General features: G+C 36.1%; 29 protein-coding genes. 12 read left to right on the top strand and 17 right to left on the bottom strand.

Going from position 1 to position 26,276, the window contains the following annotated elements:
* Window positions 1-19 precede the first annotated feature (19 nt).
* The 4 genes from MKY70_RS04175 to MKY70_RS04160 form a co-directional block, all read right to left on the bottom strand.
* Window positions 20-580 (bottom strand): sulfurtransferase TusA family protein, encoded by a 561-nt coding sequence (locus MKY70_RS04175; protein WP_088035174.1) that lies wholly within the window; start codon window positions 578-580, stop codon window positions 20-22.
* Between the two features lie 88 nt (window positions 581-668).
* Window positions 669-932: a metal-sensitive transcriptional regulator gene (locus MKY70_RS04170; RefSeq protein ID WP_000456201.1), complete on the bottom strand. Its 264-nt coding sequence runs from the start codon at window positions 930-932 to the stop codon at window positions 669-671.
* Window positions 933-1,173: 241 nt separating this feature from the next.
* A complete protein-coding gene (locus MKY70_RS04165; protein WP_131247298.1) occupies window positions 1,174-1,758 on the bottom strand; it encodes a DUF3238 domain-containing protein in 585 nt (194 codons plus the stop codon).
* 136 nt (window positions 1,759-1,894) lie between these two features.
* Window positions 1,895-2,479 carry a DUF3238 domain-containing protein gene (locus tag MKY70_RS04160; protein WP_341023322.1) on the bottom strand — a complete coding sequence of 195 codons (585 nt, stop codon included), beginning with the start codon at window positions 2,477-2,479 and terminating at the stop codon, window positions 1,895-1,897.
* Window positions 2,480-2,629: 150 nt separating this feature from the next.
* Between MKY70_RS04160 and MKY70_RS04155 the strand changes: the two genes are divergently transcribed.
* Window positions 2,630-3,103, top strand: a complete 474-nt coding sequence (locus MKY70_RS04155; RefSeq protein ID WP_012260356.1) for a MarR family winged helix-turn-helix transcriptional regulator — start codon at window positions 2,630-2,632, stop codon at window positions 3,101-3,103.
* 128 nt (window positions 3,104-3,231) lie between these two features.
* Here MKY70_RS04155 and MKY70_RS04150 read toward each other — a convergent pair whose 3' ends face one another.
* The 3 genes from MKY70_RS04150 to MKY70_RS04140 form a co-directional block, all read right to left on the bottom strand.
* Window positions 3,232-4,494 carry a neutral/alkaline non-lysosomal ceramidase N-terminal domain-containing protein gene (locus MKY70_RS04150; RefSeq protein WP_341023319.1) on the bottom strand — a complete coding sequence of 421 codons (1,263 nt, stop codon included), beginning with the start codon at window positions 4,492-4,494 and terminating at the stop codon, window positions 3,232-3,234.
* Window positions 4,495-4,600: 106 nt separating this feature from the next.
* The gene (gene spoVR / locus MKY70_RS04145) at window positions 4,601-6,016 is read right to left on the bottom strand and encodes a stage V sporulation protein SpoVR (RefSeq protein WP_088033962.1); all 1,416 of its coding nucleotides are present in this window, start codon (window positions 6,014-6,016) and stop codon (window positions 4,601-4,603) included.
* Window positions 6,017-6,133: 117 nt separating this feature from the next.
* Window positions 6,134-6,694, bottom strand: a complete 561-nt coding sequence (locus MKY70_RS04140) for a nitroreductase family protein (protein WP_341023315.1) — start codon at window positions 6,692-6,694, stop codon at window positions 6,134-6,136.
* A 231-nt stretch (window positions 6,695-6,925) separates the two neighbouring features.
* Here MKY70_RS04140 and MKY70_RS04135 point away from each other — a divergent pair, with 231 nt between their 5' ends.
* From MKY70_RS04135 to MKY70_RS04095, 9 genes are all read left to right on the top strand, one after another.
* On the top strand, window positions 6,926-7,522 hold the full coding sequence (locus MKY70_RS04135; protein ID WP_341023313.1) for a hypothetical protein: 597 nt from the start codon (window positions 6,926-6,928) through the stop codon (window positions 7,520-7,522).
* A 234-nt stretch (window positions 7,523-7,756) separates the two neighbouring features.
* The gene (locus MKY70_RS04130; protein ID WP_088033964.1) at window positions 7,757-9,262 is read left to right on the top strand and encodes a spore germination protein; all 1,506 of its coding nucleotides are present in this window, start codon (window positions 7,757-7,759) and stop codon (window positions 9,260-9,262) included.
* The gene (gene gerYC / locus MKY70_RS04125) at window positions 9,259-10,341 is read left to right on the top strand and encodes a spore germination protein GerYC (protein ID WP_088033967.1); all 1,083 of its coding nucleotides are present in this window, start codon (window positions 9,259-9,261) and stop codon (window positions 10,339-10,341) included. The genes MKY70_RS04130 and gerYC overlap by 4 nt, the downstream gene beginning before the upstream one ends.
* A 12-nt stretch (window positions 10,342-10,353) precedes the next feature.
* Window positions 10,354-11,463 (top strand): GerAB/ArcD/ProY family transporter, encoded by a 1,110-nt coding sequence (locus MKY70_RS04120; RefSeq protein ID WP_088033970.1) that lies wholly within the window; start codon window positions 10,354-10,356, stop codon window positions 11,461-11,463.
* A gap of 45 nt (window positions 11,464-11,508) precedes the next feature.
* Entirely contained in the window at window positions 11,509-12,018 is a 510-nt protein-coding gene (locus tag MKY70_RS04115) for a PCYCGC motif-containing (lipo)protein (RefSeq protein ID WP_131247290.1), read from the top strand.
* Window positions 12,019-12,134: 116 nt separating this feature from the next.
* On the top strand, window positions 12,135-12,383 hold the full coding sequence (locus MKY70_RS04110; protein ID WP_001195459.1) for a YhdB family protein: 249 nt from the start codon (window positions 12,135-12,137) through the stop codon (window positions 12,381-12,383).
* Between the two features lie 164 nt (window positions 12,384-12,547).
* On the top strand, window positions 12,548-12,967 hold the full coding sequence (locus MKY70_RS04105) for a disulfide formation protein C (RefSeq protein ID WP_099684388.1): 420 nt from the start codon (window positions 12,548-12,550) through the stop codon (window positions 12,965-12,967).
* A 12-nt stretch (window positions 12,968-12,979) separates the two neighbouring features.
* Window positions 12,980-13,435, top strand: coding sequence for a thioredoxin family protein (locus MKY70_RS04100; RefSeq protein WP_341023300.1), 456 nt, complete (start codon window positions 12,980-12,982; stop codon window positions 13,433-13,435).
* Between the two features lie 72 nt (window positions 13,436-13,507).
* Window positions 13,508-13,723, top strand: coding sequence for a DUF1540 domain-containing protein (locus MKY70_RS04095; RefSeq protein WP_097837991.1), 216 nt, complete (start codon window positions 13,508-13,510; stop codon window positions 13,721-13,723).
* A gap of 31 nt (window positions 13,724-13,754) precedes the next feature.
* On the opposite strand, the gene MKY70_RS04090 is transcribed toward MKY70_RS04095, so the two are convergent.
* From MKY70_RS04090 to MKY70_RS04080, 3 genes are all read right to left on the bottom strand, one after another.
* Window positions 13,755-14,006 (bottom strand): hypothetical protein, encoded by a 252-nt coding sequence (locus MKY70_RS04090; protein ID WP_002029881.1) that lies wholly within the window; start codon window positions 14,004-14,006, stop codon window positions 13,755-13,757.
* Between the two features lie 163 nt (window positions 14,007-14,169).
* On the bottom strand, window positions 14,170-14,931 hold the full coding sequence (locus MKY70_RS04085) for a L,D-transpeptidase (protein WP_002029880.1): 762 nt from the start codon (window positions 14,929-14,931) through the stop codon (window positions 14,170-14,172).
* 221 nt (window positions 14,932-15,152) lie between these two features.
* Window positions 15,153-16,019, bottom strand: coding sequence for an SDR family oxidoreductase (locus tag MKY70_RS04080; RefSeq protein ID WP_044444677.1), 867 nt, complete (start codon window positions 16,017-16,019; stop codon window positions 15,153-15,155).
* 224 nt (window positions 16,020-16,243) lie between these two features.
* Between MKY70_RS04080 and MKY70_RS04075 the strand changes: the two genes are divergently transcribed.
* On the top strand, window positions 16,244-17,545 hold the full coding sequence (locus tag MKY70_RS04075; RefSeq protein WP_002029878.1) for an NCS2 family permease: 1,302 nt from the start codon (window positions 16,244-16,246) through the stop codon (window positions 17,543-17,545).
* 71 nt (window positions 17,546-17,616) lie between these two features.
* Here the strand turns inward: MKY70_RS04075 and MKY70_RS04070 are convergent, their stop codons facing one another.
* The 3 genes from MKY70_RS04070 to MKY70_RS04060 form a co-directional block, all read right to left on the bottom strand.
* Window positions 17,617-17,820 (bottom strand): hypothetical protein, encoded by a 204-nt coding sequence (locus MKY70_RS04070; protein WP_140152410.1) that lies wholly within the window; start codon window positions 17,818-17,820, stop codon window positions 17,617-17,619.
* A 69-nt stretch (window positions 17,821-17,889) separates the two neighbouring features.
* Entirely contained in the window at window positions 17,890-18,744 is an 855-nt protein-coding gene (locus tag MKY70_RS04065) for a patatin-like phospholipase family protein (protein ID WP_088033980.1), read from the bottom strand.
* Between the two features lie 128 nt (window positions 18,745-18,872).
* Window positions 18,873-19,334: a MarR family transcriptional regulator gene (locus tag MKY70_RS04060; protein ID WP_088033982.1), complete on the bottom strand. Its 462-nt coding sequence runs from the start codon at window positions 19,332-19,334 to the stop codon at window positions 18,873-18,875.
* Between the two features lie 140 nt (window positions 19,335-19,474).
* On the opposite strand from MKY70_RS04060, the gene MKY70_RS04055 reads away from it, so the two are divergent.
* Window positions 19,475-20,656 (top strand): MFS transporter, encoded by a 1,182-nt coding sequence (locus MKY70_RS04055; protein ID WP_088033984.1) that lies wholly within the window; start codon window positions 19,475-19,477, stop codon window positions 20,654-20,656.
* A gap of 22 nt (window positions 20,657-20,678) precedes the next feature.
* Here the strand turns inward: MKY70_RS04055 and kdpDN are convergent, their stop codons facing one another.
* From kdpDN to kdpA, 4 genes are read right to left on the bottom strand one after another with little or no spacing between them, the layout of a single operon-like run.
* Entirely contained in the window at window positions 20,679-21,833 is a 1,155-nt protein-coding gene (kdpDN, locus tag MKY70_RS04050) for a KdpD-like non-kinase potassium sensor (RefSeq protein ID WP_341023292.1), read from the bottom strand.
* A gap of 56 nt (window positions 21,834-21,889) precedes the next feature.
* Complete coding sequence (gene kdpC / locus MKY70_RS04045; protein WP_088033989.1) at window positions 21,890-22,471, bottom strand: K(+)-transporting ATPase subunit C; 582 nt, start codon at window positions 22,469-22,471, stop codon at window positions 21,890-21,892.
* A 17-nt stretch (window positions 22,472-22,488) separates the two neighbouring features.
* A complete protein-coding gene (gene kdpB, locus MKY70_RS04040) occupies window positions 22,489-24,579 on the bottom strand; it encodes a potassium-transporting ATPase subunit KdpB (RefSeq protein WP_341023289.1) in 2,091 nt (696 codons plus the stop codon).
* 13 nt (window positions 24,580-24,592) lie between these two features.
* Window positions 24,593-26,260, bottom strand: coding sequence for a potassium-transporting ATPase subunit KdpA (gene kdpA / locus MKY70_RS04035; protein WP_002029869.1), 1,668 nt, complete (start codon window positions 26,258-26,260; stop codon window positions 24,593-24,595).
* Window positions 26,261-26,276: the final 16 nt, after the last annotated feature.

Below are 26,276 nucleotides of genomic sequence, written 5' to 3'. Positions count from 1 at the left end.
TATTTATATTTAAAAAATTTTATTTTTCTATATTTCCTTGCCACTCTAACATACCTGGAATGACATTTTTCACGTTTGAAAAACCTCTCTCTTTCAACACTTGGCAAGCTACATCACTACGGTTACCAGTTCGGCAAACGACATAAATTGGTTTCGCACTGTCTAACATAGCACTATCTAATTCACCTAACGGCACCGAAATTGCGGATGGAATATGACCAAAAACGAATTCCGCTTCTTCACGAACATCTAATACAGTGCACTCTTCACCACTTAATAATATATTTTGCAATTCCCCATTCGTAATTGTATGAGGATACTTCACAACTTCATTTACTTCATGTTCATGGGCTTTTCGTACATAATGCTTTAATATATCTCCCTCTTGTTTCGTTCCAATATATTGATGCCCTACTTTATTTGACCAACTTTGTATATCTAACGTCGATCCTTTATCCGTCGCCTCTATTTCAATAACTTGTCCTGATGCCAATCCTTCCATCGCCTTTTTTGTCTTCACAATTGGCATCGGACAAGCCAAGCCTTTACAGTCTAAATTCATATCAACTTTTATACTCATAATCATTTCCTCCCTAACTATTATACATATACCTGTATGGGTATAATAAAATGTTTTTGAAAATCTGTCAACACATACGTTTGACAGATTATCGGCTTTTTACAAGTAATTGAACAGCTTCTTTAATTAACTCTTCATTTGAGCCATTACCTGTCTCAAACTGCTCGCGCAAACATTGCTCTAAATTTGTTCCAACAACGAGTCCAATTGTACGATCAAGTGCAGAACGGGATGCAGTTAACTGTGTAATAACATCTCGGCAATCTTTTCCCTCTTCCATCATGCGAAGCACACCACGAACTTGACCTTCAATACGTTTCAATCTATTTTTCATATCTTGATTATATTCCACTGTAGATCACCTCCGTAATTATAACTATATTATACATTACTTTGTAACTTTGTATAATATCATATACCCTTAAGGGTATATTGTAAAGTGGTTTATTTTTTTGAAATCTCCTAGAGTATAGCAAAAATGCAAAAGCCACTGATTTTATTGGCTTCTGCATTTCTCAACTATACTGCATTGTAGTCCAACCAATTCATTTCCTTTTCTAATGAAGTAATCACTCGTTCCATTATCATACTTCCTATAATCTCTTTGCAAAACTATAATCCATTTCTCCGCCTAATGCTGCAGCTGTATCACCAGTTTCTCTAAAATCATGTGTATGGATTTGTTCAAATGAACCGAAATCTACTTGCTTATAAAATTCGAAACAAGGGAATCCATCATGTTCTCCTTGAATATCGATACTACCATCCTTGTTCACACATACAGTTAATAAATAGTCCACAGGAGGGGCATACACATTTAACGGATTACTAGCGCTTGCACTCATTTTGAATTGCACACCGTCAGAATTCCATGAAATATCCGTACACACAATATTTTCAGTACTCGCTTTTCCTGTTCTTTTATTCACAGAACCATCTGGATTTGTGACCTTCTCTGTCGTAATACCCGTGTTTGCATATGAAAACACTTCTTCTTTATAAAAGTCCACTACTACCTCTTGCTCAACTCTAGAGCGCATAGTATTTACCGCATGTGGTGTAAATTCACGTGAATCACCTTCGAACTGGATTACTTTCCCTGTTTGTGCATCCTTCCGCGGTTCTGTCCAAGACATTGGAATAAATACACTGGCTCTAATTTTAACGATATTCGTCATAAGAAACACCCCTATAATTCTAATTTTATATACTGCATACTATTGAATAAAATAGACCACAATTTCAATCCTAGAACCAATAGCTTTCTCTTTTACGTTTGCTACTTCCTTCTAAAAAATAGCGCTATATTTATATCTAGATTTTCGTTTTAAAGCTATATTCCATTTCTCCAGCTAGTGCTGCTGGGGTATCATCCGTTTTCCTGAAATCATGTGTATATATTAATTCAAATGAACCAAAGTCGATTTGTTTATAAAATTCATAGCAAGGAAAACCATCATGTAAACCTTCAACATGCACAGTACCACTTTCATTAACTCGTATAGTCAAAAAATAATCAGCTGCAGGTGCTGCCGCGTTTAAAGGATTACTTGCACTTGCTCTCATTTCAAATGAAACTTCATCTTCACTCCATACAATATTTGTACATGCAATGTTTTCTGTACTTGTTTCTCCTTTTTGATACTCAATTGAGCCATCTGGATTTGTAATTTTCACAGTAACGATACAAGCATCTGCATATGTGAAAATTTCTCTTTTATAAAAATCAACAACCACTTCTTGTTCTAATCTTGAACGCTTTGTGTTCACAGCGTATGGTGTAAATTCACGTGCATCTCCGGCATATTCAAACACTCTTCCCGTCGCAGGATCCTGAATAGGTTTCAGCAAAGCATACGGTGCAAATACACTCCCTCTAATTTTAATGATATTAACCATGTGAAACCTCCATAATTCATTGATTTTATTTAGATAAATCATTATTTGTACTATACAGGATATAGTCAATTTGATTGACTATATCCTGTATAGTACAATAGATTCTACTCATAGTCAACTTAATTGACTATGAGTAAGGAGGTTATATACATGACTCATCAAACACTTAACGAACTAGATCTTACATCACTTTTATCACTATCTTTCAGCACATTAATTACTGAACTACATGACAAATTAAGTGAATTAGGATTTGAAGATATTAGGCCAGCGCATGGTTTTATGTTCAAACGCATCCTTCCTAATGGGGCAACCGGTATAGAACTAGCTGAATCTTTAGGGGTTTCAAAACAAGCCATAAGTAAAATGGTAGATTCTCTTGAGAACAGTGGTTATGTCACGCGCCAAACGCATCCTACTGATAAAAGAGGTAAAATTATTGTTTTAACCGAGCGTGGTTTAGCAGTAATGAAAGCAAAAGAAGAAATAGTAGCTGAAATAGAACAACGATGGATTGCAAACATAGGTGCAGAACGAATGCAAATGCTTAAAGAGGATTTAACAACATTCGTTACTAAAGAAAATACAGGAAAATTATCATCGAGCATACGACCTGTTTGGTAAACAAAAACTCCATATAAAAAACGAATCCATTTTGATTATTCTTTTTCAAAATGGATTCGTTTTTTACAGCTTTATTAAAATCATTGATTCCTTTAAATTTTGTTTTAAATATATGGGATACCCATATTTTATACATTATATAATTCCGTAACTCTCTGCACGATCAGCTCTGCCGTATTCTCCTCTGGCGGCATCAACAAGTTTGTAACTGGCCCATACACAACAGGATTTAATTCCACTTCATATCCACCATATGCATACTCCTCTTTTGTCGGTAAGTAACCAATATATCCATTCGTATAGCCACCAAAGAAAGCTAGTTCATTTTGAACACTCTCTTTCATTTCTAAAGCAGTTTCTGAAAAAGGTTCCATCGGTATTCCAGAGAATATACCATCATTAATTTGAAACAATTGAATTTCTAAATCGATACTTAAGTGCCTAATGTTTTTCCTATGCTTATCTAAAACAATAGCAAGCCATTCGTCAGTATTCACACCCCACTGCTTCTCAGCTAATTGGGCCATTCTTTTTATCTCTTCAATTTCTGGAATATCCTTTAACTTCATTTGCATCATCGTCGAAATAGTTCTTAGATTTACAATTGGTCTATATGTAACTGTTGGTAATATCGTTAACACATGTCCACTGAGTACGTAAGCCATTTGTTTTAATGCTTCCTGTGAACCACGATACTTCGCATTCACGTTTCCAGCAGCACCTTGAACAATAATAACAGGACAGTTTACTATTTTCTCCAGAATCTCTCGCGTCATTCCAGGATAATCTGCTGATAATACATCGCTATCCCCTTTTAAAACATTCGGATGAGCAGTACAAAATACAATGACCCCAGCTAACTCCTTTGACTCAGCATTTCTCATTGCTAAAACACCAATTCTTTTATCTACAATACCCTCTATATTTATGCCCATCTTTGCTTTTCCATCAGGTGTCCTCTCTCTTCGGTTTACTCCAATATCACCTGTCGTAACATCCCACCCAACTTCACATGACCGCATATTATTATTCGCAGTAATAGCACCCTGCACTACATTATTTAGTAAAATCGTTTTATACGACTTTATTAAAGGATGATCACCGACTGTTTCCGGACCAGAATGAGTATGTGTATAAACGACAGTTATTTGCTGCAACGGCTCATTCAGCTCACTAGCTACTCGTTCACGAATCATCGTCGTATCTTCTACTAACATTCCGATATTATCAATACTTATGAACACAGTTTTCATTTCATCTTTTTCAAATACAAAAATTGTCCCATAAATGTGATCTTCAATATTATTAATCCCTGTATCTCTATGATATCCGATAAAATCAATACCTATAGGCGGCGTAATATCCACCTTGCACACCCCTACTTTGCTCATTTGAATCGCTCCATTTCTCTATGTAACTCCCTCTCTTCAAGAATAGCATATTTACCATTTTCAAAATAAAAAGAACGGACAAGAAATTCTATGTCCGTTCTTTTCATCACACATACTTCCGATGCACCATCTTCCCATCATAAGAAAACACAACGCCCTTACTCTCCACAATGGACTCCATATGCACCGTTCTTCCCCATAGCTGATGAAGGTACGGTAATACCTTTTCTAAGTATTTTAAATCTAGTTCAATTCCTTCATAGCTATGTTTAATGTACAATTCCCCATTCTTTAAGTAGTCTCCATCTTCTACTACTAAGTACGGGAAACCTCCATTTGTGCGCATATTTACGAGTTGATCGCGTACATGTTCCCACTCTTTATCAATTACTTTATATTCTTTTCCTTGGCGCTGGAATAAGTACATATCTTCTCTCATTACGAGTCCTTTATTTAAGTAGTTTCTTAGGAATGATACATCCCATTCAATTTCTCGTACTTCAAAGATTTTGTCACGACCAGAGCCTGGCTTCACACCACGCCTTTTCATTTCTTCTGTCGGATTGTTGTAGCGTTCTTCAATATCTTCAAACATTTTAATACCGAGGTAGTATGGATTAATACTTGTTTTTGATGGCTGTACGACACCTGCATTTAATTTCGCAAATTCAATTGCTTCACCAGATGTTAAGTCCATTTCACGAAGTATGCGTTGATGCCAGTAGGAAGCCCAGCCTTCGTTCATGATCTTCGTTTCAAGCTGCGGCCAAAAATATAACATTTCCTCACGCATCATCGTTAATATGTCACGCTGCCACTCTTCTAGCTCACGGCTGTATTCTTCAATAAAGAGGAGTAAATCTTTTTCTGGTTGCGGAGGGATTTTCTTCTTTTTATGCATATTAGGTCGTTCTCGCGTTTTGTTTCGATCGTCTAAATTCCATAAATCATCGTACTGTGATATCTTTTTCTTTTCTACATCCTCTTCTAAATCTTCAATACTCCATGCAAGTTTCGGACGCATAAGCGATGGATCAATATGTTCTTGAATGGCAAGTACGGCATCTAAAAATGTTTCTACCTCTTCTCTTCCATACTTATGTTCATACGCCTTCACACGATCTGCTGTCGCTGCCATACTCTCCACCATATCGCGTTTCGTATTAGAAAAACGAATATTATTTTTGAAGAAATCACAATGTGCTAAAACGTGCGCCACGATTAATTTATTTTGAATTAAAGAATTCGTATCTAATAAAAAGGCGTAACATGGATCAGAGTTAATAACGAGTTCATAAATTTTACTAAGTCCTAAATCGTATTGTAATTTCATTCTGAAAAATTGCTTTCCAAAACTCCAATGCGAAAACCTCGTCGGCATCCCATATGCACCAAATGTATAGATAATTTCCGCTGGACATACTTCATAGCGCATCGGATAAAAATCAAGACCAAATCCAGTCGCAATTTCCGTAATTTCAGCAATCGCATATTGTAGTGCTTTATCATCACTTGCTCTCATTATTTTCCCTCCTTACACTTTCCCTTAAGAAAGTGTATGATGAGGAACAAGCTTTCATGAGGATTGATTGCATAATAAAAAGACACCCTCTTAAAAAACGAGAATGCCTCTTTCTAATTAACCTTCAATGATCTCCATCTTCTCCGTAATCGGTGTACGAGCTTTTCCTTCTGGTGCTTTATCGAAATAGCCGATATAAAGAATTCCAATGATGCGTTGACCTCTTGTTAAACCGATTCCTTCTATAAATAGTGGATTGTAGTTTAATCCACCTGATTTCCAAACGCATCCTAAGCCGCGTTCCCAAGCAAGTAATTGGAAGTTTTGCATAAATGCACATGTTGCAGCGTAATCTTCGTCACGTTGAATTTGACGCGGATCTTCATTAATGTACACAACGATTTGTGCAGGGGTGCTTAAGAAACGGTCAGATAAAATTTTGCCGCGTTTCGCTCTTTCTTCTTCTGTGAAAGAGTTTAATACTGCGTCTACTAATTTCTGACGGCCTTCTCCAATGTATAATTTACAATTCCATGGTTCACGGTTTTTATGATTCGGCGCCCACGTTGCTTCGTTTAATAGTTCAATTAATAGCTCTTTTTCTACTGCTTTATCTGTGAATGTACGAACAGAACGTCTTTCTTTAATAACGTTTGCGATGGAAGTATATGTAGTCATATTTTTCTCTCCCTTATTTTTATCTATATGTATAAATCCGTCATTGATATTGATTTTCAATTTCGATTATAACCTAGTTTTTCACTATTAATCAATGTTTTATGTTGGAAAACCAAGAAAAACTTCTTTTTATACTGTGAATAAAAAAACTTAACTTGTTCACAAGTTTTTCACATTTTATGGAAATGATATGTGTAAGTTTTCCACATTACCCATCTAGGAGGAGTTTACATGTATAAGAAAATCGCAGCAAGTATGACTATGGCAGCATTATTATGCGGAGTGTCTGTTTTCCCTGCTTCCGCTGCCCCGCCAAAAGAAGTAACAATGCATCATCATAAACCAATCTCAGAGGAAGAAATGCATTCTCTCGAAAAACTCGGCTATAACAAACATGAAATTTGGAAAGCTGCCCACATTGCAAAAATAAGTAAAAAAGAAATTAAGGACGTTTTAGCTTACTATAAGCAAAATAAATCTTGGGAGAAAACAGCCGAACATTTCGGTGTAGACCCAAGTAAATTGAAAAAGCATCATATGAATAAAGAAACGAAAAAAGCACTACTGCAAAAATTAGCAAATATGCAAAAGTCCACACCAGATGGACTGAAACAAAAAATGAAAGAATATAACATCGGCTTACGCCAACTTACCGTGTTAACAATCATCTCTCAAAAAAGTAATACCCCTCTTGACGATGTACTAAAAATGAAAAAAGATGGGATGGATATTAAACAAATTGCGGAAAAATTAAATGTTAAAAAAGAAGATATACGGGCAGAAATGATTAAATTAGTGAAGTCTATTAAAGAAAAGAAAACAAATTAGCCTGTCAAAAAGGAAGAGATATTCAATACTCTTCCTTTTCTTTATCCCGCTATTTCTGGGTAGTAAAACTCCCACCTCAAAATTCGACTGGAGCAAAGAAGTTAGGTGGGAGTCGTGCTGCCCGTAAAATCCCGATTATTAGCCTTCACTTTATGAACTTTCAATTTTCAAGTATAAATTCCCGTCTTTCCCAAAAACTAACACAAGTAAATGATGCGTGTAAGGGGTGAGGAAATGTTCCGTGTATCATCTAAAAAGAAGAAAAAAGCACTCTGTTCTATTCCGGAGTTTATCCACACTATGAAAGAATCCAGTGATTTCGTGTCTTATAACGTAGTAGACGATGGAACATTGTGTTTGTTTTATTATAAATCTACAGCCGAATCACTCCTCATTAATCGATTCATTTTAACACCTATAAAAAGAGAATTAGATCACATTGAAAATATAAGTGATATAGCAAATATCGTAACACTCGAGGACATCATCACCAACCCTTCTATTGATGATATTCGTGAAAAATTATTAAGTGGGTATGTACTTATTCAGCTAAAAAATGATTCTCACTCAGCAGAATATGCACTTATTCGTGCTGAAAGTTCGGTTTTAGGTACACGGTTATATAACGATACAGAGAATGAATATAGTGTCATCGGTCCAAAAGTCGGCTTCGTTGAGAATATCGATACAAATATACACTTACTTCGGCGAAATATCGTAACAGAACAATTAGTTTTCAAAGAAGTTATAGTTGGTTCTATATCAAAAACAAAGGTCGTAGTTGCTTACATCGAAGGCATTACAAATGATCAGCACGTCAATACTGCAATGCAGCGCCTACAAGGCATTGACTTTGATGTTCCTTTCGATGCGACTATGATCGAACAATTTATTAGCGATAATAGTAACTCTCCCTTCCCTGTTTTACTACCTACAGAGCGCTTAGATCGTTCTGTTTATGCACTCATTAATGGTGGTGTTGTCATTTTAACAGATGGTTCACCATACGCATTAGCTGGACCGGCGACATTACTCGATTTCTTCGTATCTCCAGAAGATTATTATTTACCATGGATAGCAGGCTCATTTCTTCGAATGGTTCGCTTTTTCGGAGCAGCATTCTCTCTATTTTCATCAGCTATTTATACAGCTGTATTAACGTATCACTATCAAATGATTCCTGCGGATTTACTAGGTCCGATTATTTTTTCAAGAGCTAATGTACCCTTTCCGCCCATTTTAGAAGCACTTTTTTTAGAAATCACAATCGAATTGCTCCGTGAAGCTGGAGCACGATTACCTACAAAAGTTGGACAAACAATCGGCATCGTTGGCGGGATTGTAATTGGCCAAGCATCTGTTCAGGCTGCTTTAACGAGTACCATTTTATTAATTGCGGTTGCTTTATCAGCACTCGCTTCTTTTACAACACCAACTGTAAAAATGTCTTCTACTATCCGGATACTACGATTTCCACTTATTCTTTTAGCTGGTGCATTTGGGGGCTTAGGTCTCATTGTAGGATTCGTATTCATATTAGCTCATTTAATTCGCTTAAAATCACTTGGATCACCTTATTTATTACCTTTATATCCATTTCGCGGTTTAGGGACAGCAGAAGGTCTCCTGCGCTTACCATTTAGTCAAACTGCAGGGCGCGCCTCTTTTCTGAGACCAAAAAAGAAATGGCGCTATGATCCAAACAAAGCGAAAGAAAAACGCGATGGTGAGAAAAAATGAAAAATATTTTACTATGCTTTTCCATTATCATTTTAATTTTCCAATCCGGCTGTACACAAACGAATATAGTTGATACGCAGCGAATTATTCATGTGGGTGGATTCGATATAACGAAAGATAAAAAATTCCGTGGGACGATTTTATATCCGGATTACACAAAAGGAGTGCAATCCAAACCAGAAACTCAGTCAACTACCGCTGGTACCATTGAAACAATCTCTTCACTCCTAAACGCCAAATCGCCACATACTATCGCTGTAGGTCAAATGCGTGTTGTCCTATTTGGAAAATCATTTGGCGAACGTGGAATTGGGGATGTTATTAACAACTTGCAACGTGATCCTAACATTGGCCGAGATGTGCAGCTAGCACTTGTAGATGGTTCAACAGAAAAACTACTTAAACATGTCAAAACAAATGGATCGCTATATCTGTCTGATTTACTGGAGCAAAATATAGAAACCGAGACAATCCCTCGGACAGCTTTAAATATTTTCTTATATAACTTTTATTCATCAGGTTCCGATCCATTTCTTCCTTACATTCAAGTTGCAGAAGACAAGTCTGCTTCCATTAAAGGACTCGCTTTTTTAAAAAAGGATAAAGTAGCTATGTATACAGATAAAACAGGATCTTTTTTATTTAAATTACTCATTAATCCAACTAACAATGGACGTTACGAAGTTCCGATACGTCAAGGTAAACATAAAGGATTAATCGCAACTCAAAACTTATCTGGAAAAAGTTTTTGTTCCCTTTCCCAAAACGGTGACATTCCGAAAGTTAACATCCACTTAAAATTAAATGGACTCATAAAAAACGCTCCCGACTGGCTTGATTTATCAAAAAATAAAAACATAACTTATGTAAAAAAACATGTGGAGAACACACTTGAAAAACATTTAAATGAATTAATAAAACAATTTCAAGAAAAAGAAATCGATCCAATCGGGATACGTGAAGAAATTCGTAGCCACTCAAGAAAATGGAGTATAAAACAAATTCAAGAAATGTATCCTAGCGTAGAGGTTGCTGTTCATGTGCAAATCAATGTCGTGCAATCTGGTATCGGAGAATAGTGAGGTGCTATAATGGCTGAACAAAATAAAACAAATACTGTTTCCCCTTATTTCGCATTTCTTCTATTACACTCCCTTCAAATCGGAGTAGGTGTGTTAGGATACCAAAGAGTTATTGCGCAATATGCCGGTTATGATTCTTGGATTTCCCTTATTGTCGCTGGTATTGCAACTCATATCGTGCTCTTTTGCATGCTTAAAATGTTAGAAAAAGATAATGATTTAATGAATATTCATACGACATGTTTTGGAAAGTGGATTGGAACATTTTTTTCCGTGTGCTTTGCTGCATATCTTCTATTATTTTGCCTTACTGTTCTTCGTACATATATTGAAGTCATTCAAGTTTGGGTCTTTCCTACAATTAAACCGTGGAAATTAACGTTATTATTTTTACTCGTAACATATTACGTAATAAAAGGTGGATTCCGCTCTGTAACAGGAATCTGTTTTTGGGGCGTCATAATACCGATTTTCGTACTATTTTTCTTAGTTTTCCCGATGAAATACGCACATGTCCGTAACATTTTCCCAATTCTCACTCATTCACCTTTAGACATTCTAACTGCAACTAAAGCATCTGCATTAGAATTTCTTGGATTTGAAGCAATCCTTATTTTTTATCCATTTATAAAAGAAGGAAAATCGTTAAATAAATGGGCACATAGCGGTATTGCTTTTACAACCATTCTATACGTAATATTAGCGCTTGTTTCCCTTATGTACTATAGCCAAGGACAACTACATCATACAATTTGGCCAACATTAACGATGCTAAAAATTATTAAGATTCCCTTTATCCAAAGGTTTGAGTACATTATTATTTTCTTATGGTTTCTTATTATTTTACCTAACCTTTGTTTAACGATTTGGTCTTCTTGTTGCATTAGTAAGAAATCTTTTCACATACCATTTAAAATTACACTGCCATTTTTTATCGCAGCTATATTTATTTCATCCTTGTTTTTCACAAACCGGGAAAGTATCAATACATTAAATACGGTACTATCTCAAGCTGGCTTATATATTGTATACGCTTATATTCCAGTTTTATTTCTATTCCATTCACTACGATGGCGCTTCAAAAATAAGTCGAAAAAATCTTCTCCCGACACCCCATGATATTTGATACAATTTGATTAATACATTTGTAAAGGGGACAAGCGAATGAAAAGGTATGTATTTTCTTTACTTGTAGTACTGAGCTTAATTCTTACTGGATGCGGGAGTACTGGTACAGATGAAAAAAAATCTTCTGAATCAAAAGAAGAACATGACCACGCATCACATACTCAGCAAGCTGATATTCAAGAAAAGACAAAAGGAGTCGACACACTCCCTACCTTCCTAGACAAGCTTGATCCACAAATGAAAGACATTTACACTGTCGCTGGACAAAATGCAGAGCTATTAGATTGGATTCCATGTTACTGCGGTTGCGGTGAAAGTGTAGGACATAAAAACAATAAAAATTGCTTTATTCGTGAAATTAAGAAGAATGGTGAAGTTGTTTGGGATTCCCATGCAACAACTTGTGTAAATTGCTTAGAAATCGCGGTTGAATCTGCTTCGATGAAACAAAAAGGAAAATCAACGCTTGAAATTCGTAATTATATTGATAATAAATACAAAGAAGGATATGGGAAACCAACACCTACGCCAATGCCAAAAGCTTAAAAAACGAGGAAATACCTCGTTTTTTTCATTCACTTTTTTTCTTAACAAATTCTTTCAAGTGTATTTCTCCTTACTTATCACACACTATATATAACTCTCGGTAAGGAGGGTACACAGTGCAAACATATAACGACTATGATAAAGCTCTCTATTACACGTATTGCTGTAATTGGGATAAATTACTCGTTCTCATGGTTCAGACGAACGATCAATTATTTTCTAAGCGTATTGAGCATTTTTTACATGCTTATCAATACAGTAAAGAACTACCAGAGGTTGATAAACAATTGCAGCTCCTATTTCAATATATTGACCACGCATCTCAAAAGTCACATGTAGAAGAAGTAGAGCAAATTCAAATGTAAAATATAGCGCTATTCTCTTTATGAGAATGGCGCTTTTTAAAATGTTGATATCAATAAATGTTTCTCCTTATAAAACTTTTATTGATAAACATATTTTTTCTTTCTTTTCCCTACTACTTCATACTATAATTTAGTATGTAACTATTATAAGTGAGGTATAAAATATGGGACGAGAAAAAAAGCAAGAATATGCTTTACTTACTGCATGGGGAGCTTCATTTATTGCTACATTAGGAAGTCTATACTTTTCCGAAATCATGAAATTTGAGCCTTGTGTCCTTTGTTGGTATCAACGTATTTTTATGTATCCATTCGTTTTATGGATTGGTATCGCTGTAGTAAAGAAAGATTATCGCATTGCAAGTTATTCTTTACCAATCGCAAGTATTGGTGCTTGTATTTCTTTATATCACTATGCAATTCAAAAAATCGCAGCATTTTCAGCTGCTGGGGCAGCTTGCGGCCGCGTACCTTGTACGGGAGAATACATAAACTGGTTCGGCTTTGTGACAATCCCGTTTTTAGCACTTATCGGCTTTATCACAATCGCTGTTTGTAGCTTTATCGTAATCAAAAACAAATAAGGAGATGAAAGAATGAAAAAAATGCTTATATTTGGCGGTATTATTATCGCCTTGTTTGCAGCAATTTTCGCTGTAACACAAATGGAAGAAAAAAATGCTTCAACTAGCCAAAAAATTGATAATGCTACTGGTAGTCAAACAGATGGTTCTGACTACTACACAAATAAAATCTCTCTTTCAGATCTTCAAAAGAACTTAAAAGAGAAAAAAGAAGAAACAGTATACTTTTATCAAACATCTTGCGTTCATTGCCAAAAATTATCTCCTATCGTAGTACCGATGGCTAAAGACTTGAATGTTGATATGAAAGTTATGGATATTGAAAAATTAGATGCCCCTTGGGATGAATATAAAATTCAAGGCACTCCAACAATCATTCATTTTAAAGATGGTAAAGAAGTGAGCCGTATTAGCGGCGAACAATCGAAAGACAAATTAAAAGAATGGCTTGAGCAAACGAAGCAGTAATGAGAAAAGGAAACTCCTTCTACACATGAAATGGGCGTAAAATCCCACACTAATGTATAAGGAGGGGGTTTTATGCCAGAAGTAAGATGTTCTGTTTCCAATTGCTCATTTTGGGGACAAGGTAACTTTTGTCAAGCAAGTGCTATCATCGTTCAGCCTGATGCAGATGAAGCTGGTCAAACTGAAAATGATTCGTATACAAGCGCTGTTTTAACAAACGAGACGCTAGAAAGCTCTGTAGCAACGAGTGTAGAAACGTGTTGTCATACATTTAAACCGAAATATTAAACGTAAAAGCATACGATTGTCGTATGCTTTTTTACATTCCTCTCCAAACATCATGCATCATAAAAAAGTACAAAATAACGAGAAGGACCGTCCCGCATAAAGTAATGCGCCGATATACACTCTTCTCCCCTTCCCTCGCTTTAACAAATGCCCAAATAAATCCAACGAACAATATTAAATCAATATATGGAACATAAAAGGAGAAAACGAGTAACGCATATAAATACACGATAAATAAACAAGTCGTGATTAAGAAAATTTTAAATGCAAATTCACTTTTCATAATGTGACCGCCCCCCAGTCTGTACTGTATTATATTCAGCAAAACATAATAGTTGCTGTTTCAATTTTTTTATCTCACTATTTACAGGCGCGCGATTGGTATGAAATCATTAAAACCAACTAAACTTCATCACAAATAAGCTACCGCCTATACACGGTAGCTATTATGGAACATTATATTTCCTTTTATATATGTTACTTAAAATCGAATAAGGTAATTGCTCATAACGAATTTTTTCTCCCGTTACATCTACAATATACAAATTGTTTCCTATATAATAGGTTCCATCTTTTCGTTTTGAATACACTGTATATTTTTCATTTGGCAATACCGTTTTTACTTTCGTCAATTGTCCATTTGGTTCTTGCCAATATATATTTACACGATCTACTAACGTAAGCATTCCAATTTGTTCTTCTTCTACTTTACGACCATTCCAACTCACAACCCGATAACCAAGCTTATACGCTTCATATTCGGGACTCGTATGAAAACGAGAAATAATTACTTTCGTCTGTAATTGTACCCGGTCGTATAACCATTGTATGTCCCGATCGTGCATGCGAATACAACCATTCGACTCCCTGCTTCCAATCGTCCATTCCCGATTTGTTCCATGAATTGCATATTCCTTTTTATCTAGACCTAACCACCTCGTACCGAGAGGGTTATTCGGAGCACCCCCAGCTATTTTTTTACGATGGTATTCTTTATTTTTATATTTAGTTATAATACAAAAATTACCCTCAGGCGTCGGGGTCCTGTCTTTTCCTGTCGTTATCGGAAATGTCTTAGTATAGTTTCCATCTTCAAAAAAAGACAGCTGATTCGTCGTAAGGTTAACTAATATTAAATGATCTGTATTAGCAAAAACGCTAGCTGGCAGGCAGAAAAATAGGATTACGATAAACCATACTTTCTTCATCTAAATCCTCCCTAGCACTAACATCATAATAAAGTGAAACTTTACTCGTTGGGGGATTTTGTCCATCCCCACTGAGGATTAGCCTTCACCAATCGAGCATTTACGGACATTTATCTCCCACCTAACTTCCTTGTATTCACCGAATTGTTAGGTAGGAGTCTTACTGCCCGCAAATAGCGGGATAAATACAATTAACTTTACTTTGCTCTTATAAATGAAAACTATCCATTCACAATTACTCCACCATTTACATGCATCATCTGTCCCGTTACATATGCCGAATCACTAGACGCTAAATATACATATGCAGGCGCTAATTCATACGGCTGACCAGGCCTTTGCATAGGAACATTACTCCCAAACTGTGATACTTTTTTCTCATCAAAACTGGATGGAATAAGCGGTGTCCAAATTGGGCCTGGTGCAACACCATTTACACGAATTCCCTTTTGTACTAACGACTGAGATAGCGATCTTGTAAAAGCGACAATCGCTCCTTTCGTTGCAGAATAATCAATCAACGTTTCATTTCCTTCATACGCAACGATAGATGCCGTGTTTATAATTACATCCCCTTGCTTTAAATGAGAGAGGGCTGCTTTTGTAACATGAAAATAAGAAAAAATATTAATACGGAACGTTTTTTCTAACTGTTCCGCTGTAATATACTCTAGCCCTTGCTGCGGATATTGCTGTGCGACGTTATTCACAAGAACATTTAAACTCCCCAGCTGCCGGGCGGTCTCTTCCACAATATCTTTACAATGTTGCTCATTACTTAAATCCCCCGGCAGCAATACACAATTCACGCCTTCTTTCTCAACAAGTTGTTTCGTCTCATTCGCATCTTCGTCCTCATCTAAATAAGCAATCGCAATATTTGCTCCCTCTTTTGCAAAAGCGATGGAAACAGCTCTCCCAATCCCACTATCTCCCCCTGTAATTAATACATTCTTTCCTTTTAACTTTTCGCTTCCTTTATAATTAGGATCTTCAAACTTTGGAAGAGGATTCATTAACGATTCAATACCAGGCTGTTTATTTTGATGCTGCGCTGGCATCGTTAAAAAGTTTTTTTGCTGTGGCATAACTTCCTTCAACTCCTTTCCCCTTATAATGTGCACAATATTAAAAACTACTTACACATTAAAAAACCGCAATTTACACGCAATTTTACGGTTAACATTCGAATTTAAGACATAAAATATGAGTTGTTCTAAAGTTTTTATGCAAAACTATTGCAAAATAGATAAAAAACGAATATTATATATAACTGTTGTGGAAATTATTCGTAAAAAGAAAGGATGTTTATATGTTTAACCTTTCAAAACATAAAACTTCTATTAAAACTGAAATTATGGCAGGTATTATTACCTTTTTAACAATGGCATATATCATTGTCGTAAACCCTGTCATCCTTGGGGATGCAGGCGTTCCATTTGAACAAGCATTTACAGCTACAATTATCGCTGCTGTTGTCGGAACATTATTTATGGCAATCTTTACAAACTTACCAATCGCAATTGCACCGGGTATGGGATTAAATGCTTACTTCTCTTATTCTGTTGTAAAAGCTCATGAAGGCATGACTTTCGCGATTGCATTCTCTGCTGTATTCGTAGCAGGTATGATTTTAATTTTGTTATCATTCACATCTTTCCGTACAAAATTAATGGAAGTAATTCCTGAAAACTTAAAACATGCACTTACTGCTGGTATCGGTCTTTTTATTGCTTTTATCGGTTTGCGCTTAACGGGAATTGTTACAAAAAATGATGCAAACTTAGTTGGGCTTGGCGATCTTCACTCAGCTCCAGTTCTACTAGCATTAGCTGGCCTTGGAATTACAATTATCCTTATGTCTTTAAATATAAACGGGGCACTATTTATCGGAATGTTATTAACTGGTATTATTGCTTACTTCACAGGTCAATTAACATTCTCAAGCGGCGTTACATCAATGCCTGGATTACCAGAAGGAATTATCGTTTCAAATCCAATTACTGCTGTATCTGATGTAATTAACTACGGATTATACGGCGTTGTGTTCTCATTCTTCCTTGTTACACTATTTGATACAACTGGAACATTACTTGGTGTAGCACAACAAGGTGGATTTATGAAAGATGGAAAGCTTCCAAAAGCAGGACGAGCTCTTCTATCTGACTCATTCTCAGCAACAATTGGAGCTATGTTCGGAACAACACCATCAACAGCTTACATTGAATCATCTGCTGGTGTTGCAGCTGGTGGTCGTACTGGTTTAACAACTGTTACAGTAGCTGTTCTATTTGCATTAGCAGCATTCTTCGGACCGTTAGTGAGCGCTGTTTCTGGCGTTTCAGCTATTACAGCACCATCACTAATTATCGTTGGTAGTCTTATGATGGGCTCAGTTCGCCACATCGATTGGGATACATTCGATGAAGCATTCCCAGCATTTTTAGTAATCTTAAGCATGCCACTTACATCAAGTATCTCAACAGGTATTGCACTTGGATTTATTTCATACCCACTTATGAAAGTGGCAAAAGGACAATTCCGTGCTGTTCACCCACTTGTGTATTTATTCGGGATCTTGTTCGCTTATCAATTAGTTTTCTTACCACATTAAAATCCCTCGTAAAGAGGGATTTTTTTATAAATAAAAAAGCCCCCTCCAAATATAAAGGGAGCTTACAATTTCTAATACCTCTCATCTACCTGTAATTCTTTACTATACTTTTGAATGAAAACTGATGAAATAACCATCATCATTCCTACACTAAACCCAATAAGCTGATCCAGTAGCATTTCATCATGGATGAACCAGCGCAGCAGAAATACACCGCCCAAAATAAGCATTGCAGTAAATCCAGTATGTCTAAGCCCTTTATATACATTTTCCATATGTATCACCTCTCCACATACTTTTATCCATATTATACCATGAATAAAAAAACCTCTATATAGAGGTTTTTAACTTTGCAAAAACGTCTGCAAATCTGCAAATTGTCTCTTTGCATCTTCATAGCCTTGCTCATATAAACTTTGTAATTTAGCCGTATCCTTTTCCATACGATCTACTTGAAGCGGCACTTCTGGGCGAATAACAAATAAATTACCCGCTTGCTCTTCTTTTTCAATGTAGTGAAGTGTTTCATTATACACTTCATAACGATTCAGCATCGTATTTACAAGGTTTGGATACTTCTTATAAGCCTTTGCTGCAATCCAACCAAATTTTGATTTTTTCTTCGCGTAACCATGATTTCTCGTCAAAATAACGACTGATTTTTTAAATCCATCTTCCTGTGCTTTACGAACTGGAATCGGGTCTGAAATCCCGCCATCTAACAATTGCTTACCTCGGTAGTTTACTGCCGGTGCAATGAAAGGTAATGAACTAGATGCTTGTAATAAATTTAGTGCATCATCATTCGTTCCTTCTTTTTCAAAATAAACAGACTGTCCTGTTTCACAATCTGTTGTGCCTACAAGGAAACGCTCTGGACTATTAAAATATGTTTCAAAGTCAAACGGGACATGTTTTTCTGGAATTTCATGAAAAATGAACTCCATATCAAACAATTGGCGTTTTCTCCATAAATTTTTATACGATAAATATTGTGGGTGTGATGCATAATCAATATTTACTGTTTTATTTCTATTTCTTTGTCTGGAAAGATACGACGCTGCATGACAAGCACCAGCTGATACACCAATTACATATGGAAAATATAAATCTTGTTCCATAAAATATTCTAATATCCCGCCCGTATATACACCACGCATACCGCCGCCTTCTAATACTAATCCCGTATTTTCAAGCATGTTATTCTCTCCTCTTTATATATTGACTCTTTAATTATTCACTATGTTAAGTATCTTCCTCTATTATATATGAGTTTTTTTAGAAATTATATTCAAAAGGCTTGAAATAAAGGACTTTTTTCTTCCAATTATATTTCCAAATGTTTGGAGACATCCTTTATAAACCTTTGAATAAAATCTTGCTCTTCTTCCGTATATCCATCTAACAGTAGCAGCCACTTTTCTTCAGCTTGTTTATGCAATTTATCATGAGCTTTATATATTTCATTTCCGCTTTCCGTTAAGCGAAAGAAAATTTCTTTTTGATTATCTAACATTTGCATCTTCTCAACGAATTGCTTTTGAAACAACTTTGTACAAATTTTAGAGATTGCACCCTTTGTCATTCCCATTTCTGTCGTAATAGCAGTTACATTCATCAGAGCATTTTTTCCGATACACTCGATCACATGTAGTTCAGATAAAGACATACCACTTATACCTGTCTCACGAAGAAACTTCTCATTTTGCCCTTTCAAATGTTCTTCTTTTTTATGCAAAAGTGTACGAATGTCCGAAAGTATTTCCATTTGTTTCGTTGTACGTTCCAATCCGTTCGCCCCCTAAGTTTCCAAAGAAACAATTTAACTATATACCATTTTAAAATCATTTTTTCATATTTACAAGTGAGAAAAACATGTTAAAATAAATTTAGTTTCTGAGGAAACTAAATTACAAGGAGGTTAACATAATGAAAAAATCCAAACTACATTTTATTTTATACGTTGTCTGTATGAGTGCCTTACTCGGTTCCTTCGCTCAAAATATTTACACACCTATCTTGCCTATGATTCAAGCTTCTTTTCACACTTCTCTTTATCTAGTAAATTTAACAGTTTCACTATTCACATTCGTTCTTGCAATTATGCAGCTCATATACGGACCTTTAATTGATACAAAAGGGAGAAAATCTGTCCTTATCCCTAGTTTAATCATTAGTACAATTGGTTCAATCGGATGTGCTTTTTCGGCGAACGTTTATTTATTTCTATTTTTTAGGGCTGTTCAAGCTATAGGAATAGCAGCTATCCCTGTAGTTGCAGCAACGATTATCGGTGATTTATTTGAAGGAAAAGAGCGCGGAGAAGCGATGAGCCTGTATCAAATGTTACTTGCTCTCGCACCTGCAATTGGCCCTCTTATAGGTGGTTATCTCGGCAGTATAAATGGCCATTTATCCGTATTTTTGTTTTTATCTACACTTGGCATTCTCTTATTAATTATAAACATTTCACTACTTCCAGAAACAAAACCAACTGTAATTAAGCAACCGCAAGCAAAAAAGAGTTACTGGTTTATCTTAAAAAATAAAACTGGATTTTCTATTACTCTTATTGGCTTCATTCAATTTTGTATTTACTTTTGCTTCCTCGTTTTTTTACCAAGCATTTTAACAAATTCATTTCACTTAACTGCAAGTAAAATTGGTCTTATATTTGTACCGATGTCCCTTTCTATTATGTTAGGAAGTTATTGCTACAAGCTTTTGCAAAAACGCCTCACAACAAAGCAAGCTTTATTCATCACTAGTTTCTTCAATATTATATGTGTCACTTTATTCTCTTTCACATATAGCATCAATATCTCATTCATCATTATCGTTACATCTTTATACGGTTTTAGTATGGGACTTTCTATGCCAACTCACACTACTTTATTAACGGAGGAATTCGTACAAGAACGCGCAACTGCTATCGGTATGTACAACTTCATCCGCTATCTCGGTATGGGCACAGGGCCACTTGTAGGTGGATTTCTTGTATTTAATCAAAATTACTTTTGGATTTTCTTCCTAGGTGCAATTACATTTCTATTTATCATTTTATGCGCAATGAATATGCTACGTTTTCAGGCTGTACAAAAAGCAAAATAGAGACCTATAGATGGTCTCTATTCTAAACTCTTTGATCTGCAACGATATGAATATCAATATACTTCGTTTGCCTCATAATTTCATTTACAATTGAACCTTTTCGTATTTCTTCCCAACGTGTTCTTGCCGATTGCCCAAGTAAAACTTGTGTCACCTGTAGTCTTTTTGCAACTTCAATAATAACATCAGCGGGCTTTCTTCCCTTTGCTTCTTCTAATACAAAGCTCGCATCAAATTGATTCGTTAGCGATTTCCATTCTTCAATCGTTTGCTTTTTGCCTGCTGAAATAGAATCTATATTTTCTCTTTCAACGTTTAACACATACAATTCAGCATTTAGCCGATCAGCCATGCGCCAACCTCTCCGTATTAATTTCTCTGCTGTTGAACTGTATTGTACACAAACGAGAATTTTTTCTTTCACACCGATCGGTTCTATTACTGTTTGGCTAATTTTCTCATCCATATCATCTGCAACTTCTCGAAGTGATAACTCTCTTAATGCCCCTAAATTATTTATCGTAAAGAAGTTTTGTAAGCTTTGTTGAATTTTTTCTTCCTTATATATCTTTCCATCTATTAATCTCTTCCGGAGTACCTCAGGTGTTGCATCAACAAGCTGAATTTCATTTGCTTTTTGTAAAATAAAGTCTGGAATACGCTCTCGTACTTTGACATTCGTAATTTGAGCTACAATATCATGAACACTTTCTAAATGTTGAATATTAAATGCTGATAATACAGATATACCGGCATCTAACAATTCCTGCACATCCATGTAACGTTTCTTATTTTTCGACCCGGGAATATTACTATGCGCAAGTTCATCCACAACAACAATTTGTGGTGCCCGCTTTATAATTCCTTCCACATCAAGCTCATAAAATCCCTTTCCTTTATAATCTATTTCTTTTAAAGGGACTTTTTCTAAATCAGCAATCGCTTCTTCTGTCTCTTCCCTACCATGTGTTTCAATTAAACCAATTACAATATCAATACCGTCTTTTTTCATCTCTCTTGCATCAAATAGCATTTTATAACTTTTCCCAACTCCAGGTGCAGCCCCTACGTATAGCTTTAACTTTCCGCGATTTTGCTGACGAATATATTCTAAATACTCTTCTGGTGTTCGCCTTTGAAACGTTGGTTTATAGTCATCCGCATACAACACACTCACAACCTTTCTTTCAAAACAACACTACCTCAATCCGTTAGATTGAGGTAGCACTGTTACTATTTCAGTAGTTTCTGTAATTCTAAATTTAACTTTAAGACGTTCACGCGATCTTCTCCAAACAAGCCGAGTGCAGCACCTTCCGTTTGATCCTTAATCAATTGATCTAGCTTTTCTTTCGGAATATTCGTTAATTTCGAGATGCGATCTACCTGTACGGAAGCCGCCTTCGGACTAATGTCAGGATCAAGCCCTGAACCTGAATTCGTCACTAAATCTATCGGTACTTCTGTAACTGGAACGGCCCGGTTTTGTTTCTTCCAGTCATCAATACTTTTCTCAACTCGTTTTGCTAAATCTGGATTAGACGGTGCATAGTTATTTGAACCAGATGCTTCTGCTTTATATTCTATACTAGAGACACGTCCATGAAAATAACGTGGATCTGTGAAATTTTGACCGATTAATTTTGAACCAACTACTTCATCTTTATCATTATATATAAGACTTCCATCCGCATTATCCTTCATTACCGCTTGCGCAATACCAGTTACAATAAGCGGGTATACGAGGCCGCACAAAACTAGAAATGTAAAAGTAATACGAATAATTGGTGAAAGTATACTTTGTTTTTTCGCCATCTTTTTTCCCCTCTTCCTTATATGAACAAGCCGACAATCATATCAATTACTTTAATTCCGATGAATGGAACGATAACTCCACCAAGCCCATAAATGAGTAAGTTTCGGCTAAGCAATGCATTAGAACTCATCGGTTTATACGCAATACCTTTCATCGCTAACGGAATTAGTAGTGGAATAATAACTGCATTAAATATTAATGCTGATAAAATCGCTGAAAGTGGCGATGTTAATTTCATAATGTTCAATGCTTCCATTTGCGGAATTGCTAATGTAAACATCGCTGGAATGATTGCAAAGTATTTTGCTATATCGTTTGCAATACTAAACGTTGTTAACGCACCACGCGTCATTAACAATTGCTTACCAATTCCTACAACCTCAATGATTTTTGTTGGATTCGAATCTAGATCAATCATATTCGCTGCTTCTTTCGCAGCTGTCGTACCACTATTCATCGCTAATCCAACGTCAGCTTGCGCTAATGCCGGGGCATCATTTGTACCATCACCTGTCATCGCTACAAGTTTCCCTTTGTCTTGCTCTGCTTTAATAACCGCAATTTTATCTTCTGGTTTACACTCAGCAACGAATTCATCTACTCCTGCTTCCTTTGCAATTGTTGCTGCTGTTAATGGGTTATCCCCTGTACACATAACCGTTTTAATCCCCATTTGGCGCAATTGTTCAAAACGCTCACGCATACCAGGTTTTACTGTATCCTTTAAATAAATTAAACCGTAAATACGATCATCCACTGCAACTACAAGTGGTGTGCCGCCTTCTTTTGAAATTAAATCTGCTTTTTGATTCACATCTTTCGGAATCGTTCCGCCTTGTGATTGAACCCATTCAATCACGCTACCTACAGCACCTTTTCTCACTTTCGTTCCGTCTTTTAAATCAACACCACTCATTCTCGTTTCTGCTTTAAACGGAACAAACTCACCTTGTTCTGCAATTTCTCTATTATATGATATAGATTTCGTTTGTACATATTCTATAACAGATCGACCTTCTGGTGTTTCATCTAAAACTGAGCTAATCGCAGCCCATTTTCCTACTTGCTCAATCGTTTCATTCCCTACAGGAAGCAGTGTATGTGCCATCCGGTTCCCGAAAGTAATCGTACCTGTTTTATCTAAAATAATTGTATTAATATCACCCGCAGCTTCTACTGCTTTCCCTGACATCGCTAATACATTAAACTTTGTTACGCGGTCCATCCCAGCAATACCAATCGCTGATAATAACCCACCAATTGTCGTTGGAATTAAACAAACTAACAATGCTACAAGTACAGCTGTATCAATTTGAAACCCTAAATAGTTTGTAAAAATCGGCAACGTCACAACGACGATTAAGAAAATTAGAGTTAAACTCGTTAATACTGTATTTAAGGCAATTTCATTCGGCGTTTTTTGACGCGCAGCTCCTTCTACTAAAGAAATCATTTTATCAATAAATGATTCGCCAGGGTTACTCGTAATTACAATCGTAATCTCATCACTTACGACCATCGTACCGCCTGTTACTGAACAAAAATCACCACCCGCCTCTTTTATTACAGGAGCTGATTCCCCTGTAATTGCAGATTCATCGACAGACGCTAAACCTTTAATTACTTCACCATCATTTGGAATCATTTCTCCTTGTTTTACAATAACAACGTCACCTTTTCTCAGATCAGTTGCTGAAACTTGAACAATATCTCCATTTTCTTTTACAACATTTGCAAACACATCTTTCTTCGATTGTTTTAAAGAATCGGCTTGCGCTTTACCACGTCCTTCAGCTAAAGCTTCTGCAAAGTTAGCAAATAAAACTGTAAATAATAGAATGAGAGAAACTGTTATATTAAACCACCCTGGTACACTACTAGAACTACTTGGAAGAAAGGATAAAATTAACGTAATGATAAATCCAATTTCCACAACGAACATAATCGGATTCTTTATCATTACTTTCGGATTTAATTTCGCAAAGGATTGTTTCATCGCATGTGTCACGATATCACGATCCATCGTTTTCGCTTGTCTAACCTCATCTTCTACAGCATGTATTTGTGATTCATTTACTCTTTTTTCTTTTACTACTACCGGTCTCATCATTTACCCTCCATTACTTCAATGTAAGAAATTCTGCAATTGGGCCAAGTACTAACATCGGGAAGAATGTTAACGCACCAACAATTACAATTGTTCCGATAAAGATCCCTCCAAATAAACCATTATCCGTACGGAATGTCCCGACTGTTTCTGGTACTACCGTCTTCTCTTTCAGTGAAGCTGCAACAGCTAGCATCGTAATTAAACTGAAATAGCGTCCTAAAAACATAACTAAACCAGTTGTAATATTCCAAAACGGTGTATTGTCTGCTAAACCTTCAAATCCAGATCCGTTATTCGCAGCTGACGATGTGTACTCATATACAACTTGCGTTAAACCGTGGAAACCTGAATGAGAAATTGCATCCGTTCCTAAGCTTGTTGAAAGAGCTAATGCTGAAAACCCTAAAATAAGCAATGGATGAAATAAAATCGTTACCGCAATCAATTTCATTTCCTTACCTTCAATTTTCTTACCTAAAAACTCCGGTGTCCGTCCAACCATTAAACCAGATATAAAGACTGCAATAATTGCATACATAATAATGTTCACAAAACCTGCTCCAACACCGCCGTATACTGTATTTAACATCATATTTACGAGTGGAACTAGACCACCAATTGGTGTTAACGTATCATGCATCGTATTAACGGCCCCTGTTTCCGCAGCTGTCGTTACTGTCGCATAAAGGGAAGAAAATACTGTTCCAAATCGGACTTCTTTTCCTTCTGTACTTCCTTGTACATGTTCGATACCCATTCCATTTAACACTGAATTTCCATGTAATTCAGATGTCGTAATCGTTATAAATCCTAGTAAAAACACCATGAATAGTGACACGAAAAGGATACGACCTTGTTTTTTATTTCCTACCATTCGTCCGTACGTAAATGGAAGTGCTGTTGGCAATAACATCATAAGCATCATTTGCAAAATATTACTCATTTGCCCTGGATTTTCAAAAGGATGTGTAGAGTTTGCCCCGAAAAATCCACCGCCGTTATTTCCAAGTTCTTTAATGGAAACGAATGATGCAACTGGACCACGTAAAATACTTTGTTTTGCCCCATCAATTGTTTGTGCTGTAACTGCCCCGTCTAACGTTTGTGGTACACCAAGTGCGACAAAGATTAGCGCTGCAACAAACGCAATAGGAAGAAATACTCTCGTTAAAGCTCTCGTAAAATCAACGAAAAAGTTACCAAGTTCTTTTCCAGCGAGCCCTCTTATAAATGCCATAACGAGCGCTAACGTCGTTGCTGGTGCTGCAAACATTAAAAATGTAATCCCGATTAATTGTGATAAATAAGACAAACCATTTTCACCGCTATAATGCTGTAAATTTGTATCAGCCATAAAACTAATTGCTGTATTAAAAGCAAGCGTAGGCTCCATTCCCTCGATATGCGCTGGATTTAGCGGCAGCACACCTTGTAATCTGAAAATGAAATATACAACAACAATCATAAATCCGTTGAGTAAAACGAGTGATAATGCGTACTGTTTCCACGTTTGATTGTATTCTTTTACACCCGTAATTTTAAAAATAAGTTTTTCAAAAGGCCCGAATACTTTATCTAGCGTTTTGCTACCTTGAAAAGCTTTTTCTAAATAAATCCCCGTTGGCTTTGCTACTAGAATAAACAAGAGCATTGTAATAACGACTGCAACCCAAATCATAATGAATGATTCCCCC

Source organism: Bacillus sp. FSL R9-9492 (assembly GCF_038007365.1).
Classification (GTDB): domain Bacteria; phylum Bacillota; class Bacilli; order Bacillales; family Bacillaceae_G; genus Bacillus_A; species Bacillus_A mycoides.
The sequence above is the reverse complement of the archived record's forward strand: the minus strand, read 5'-3'. Positions and strand labels throughout refer to the sequence as shown.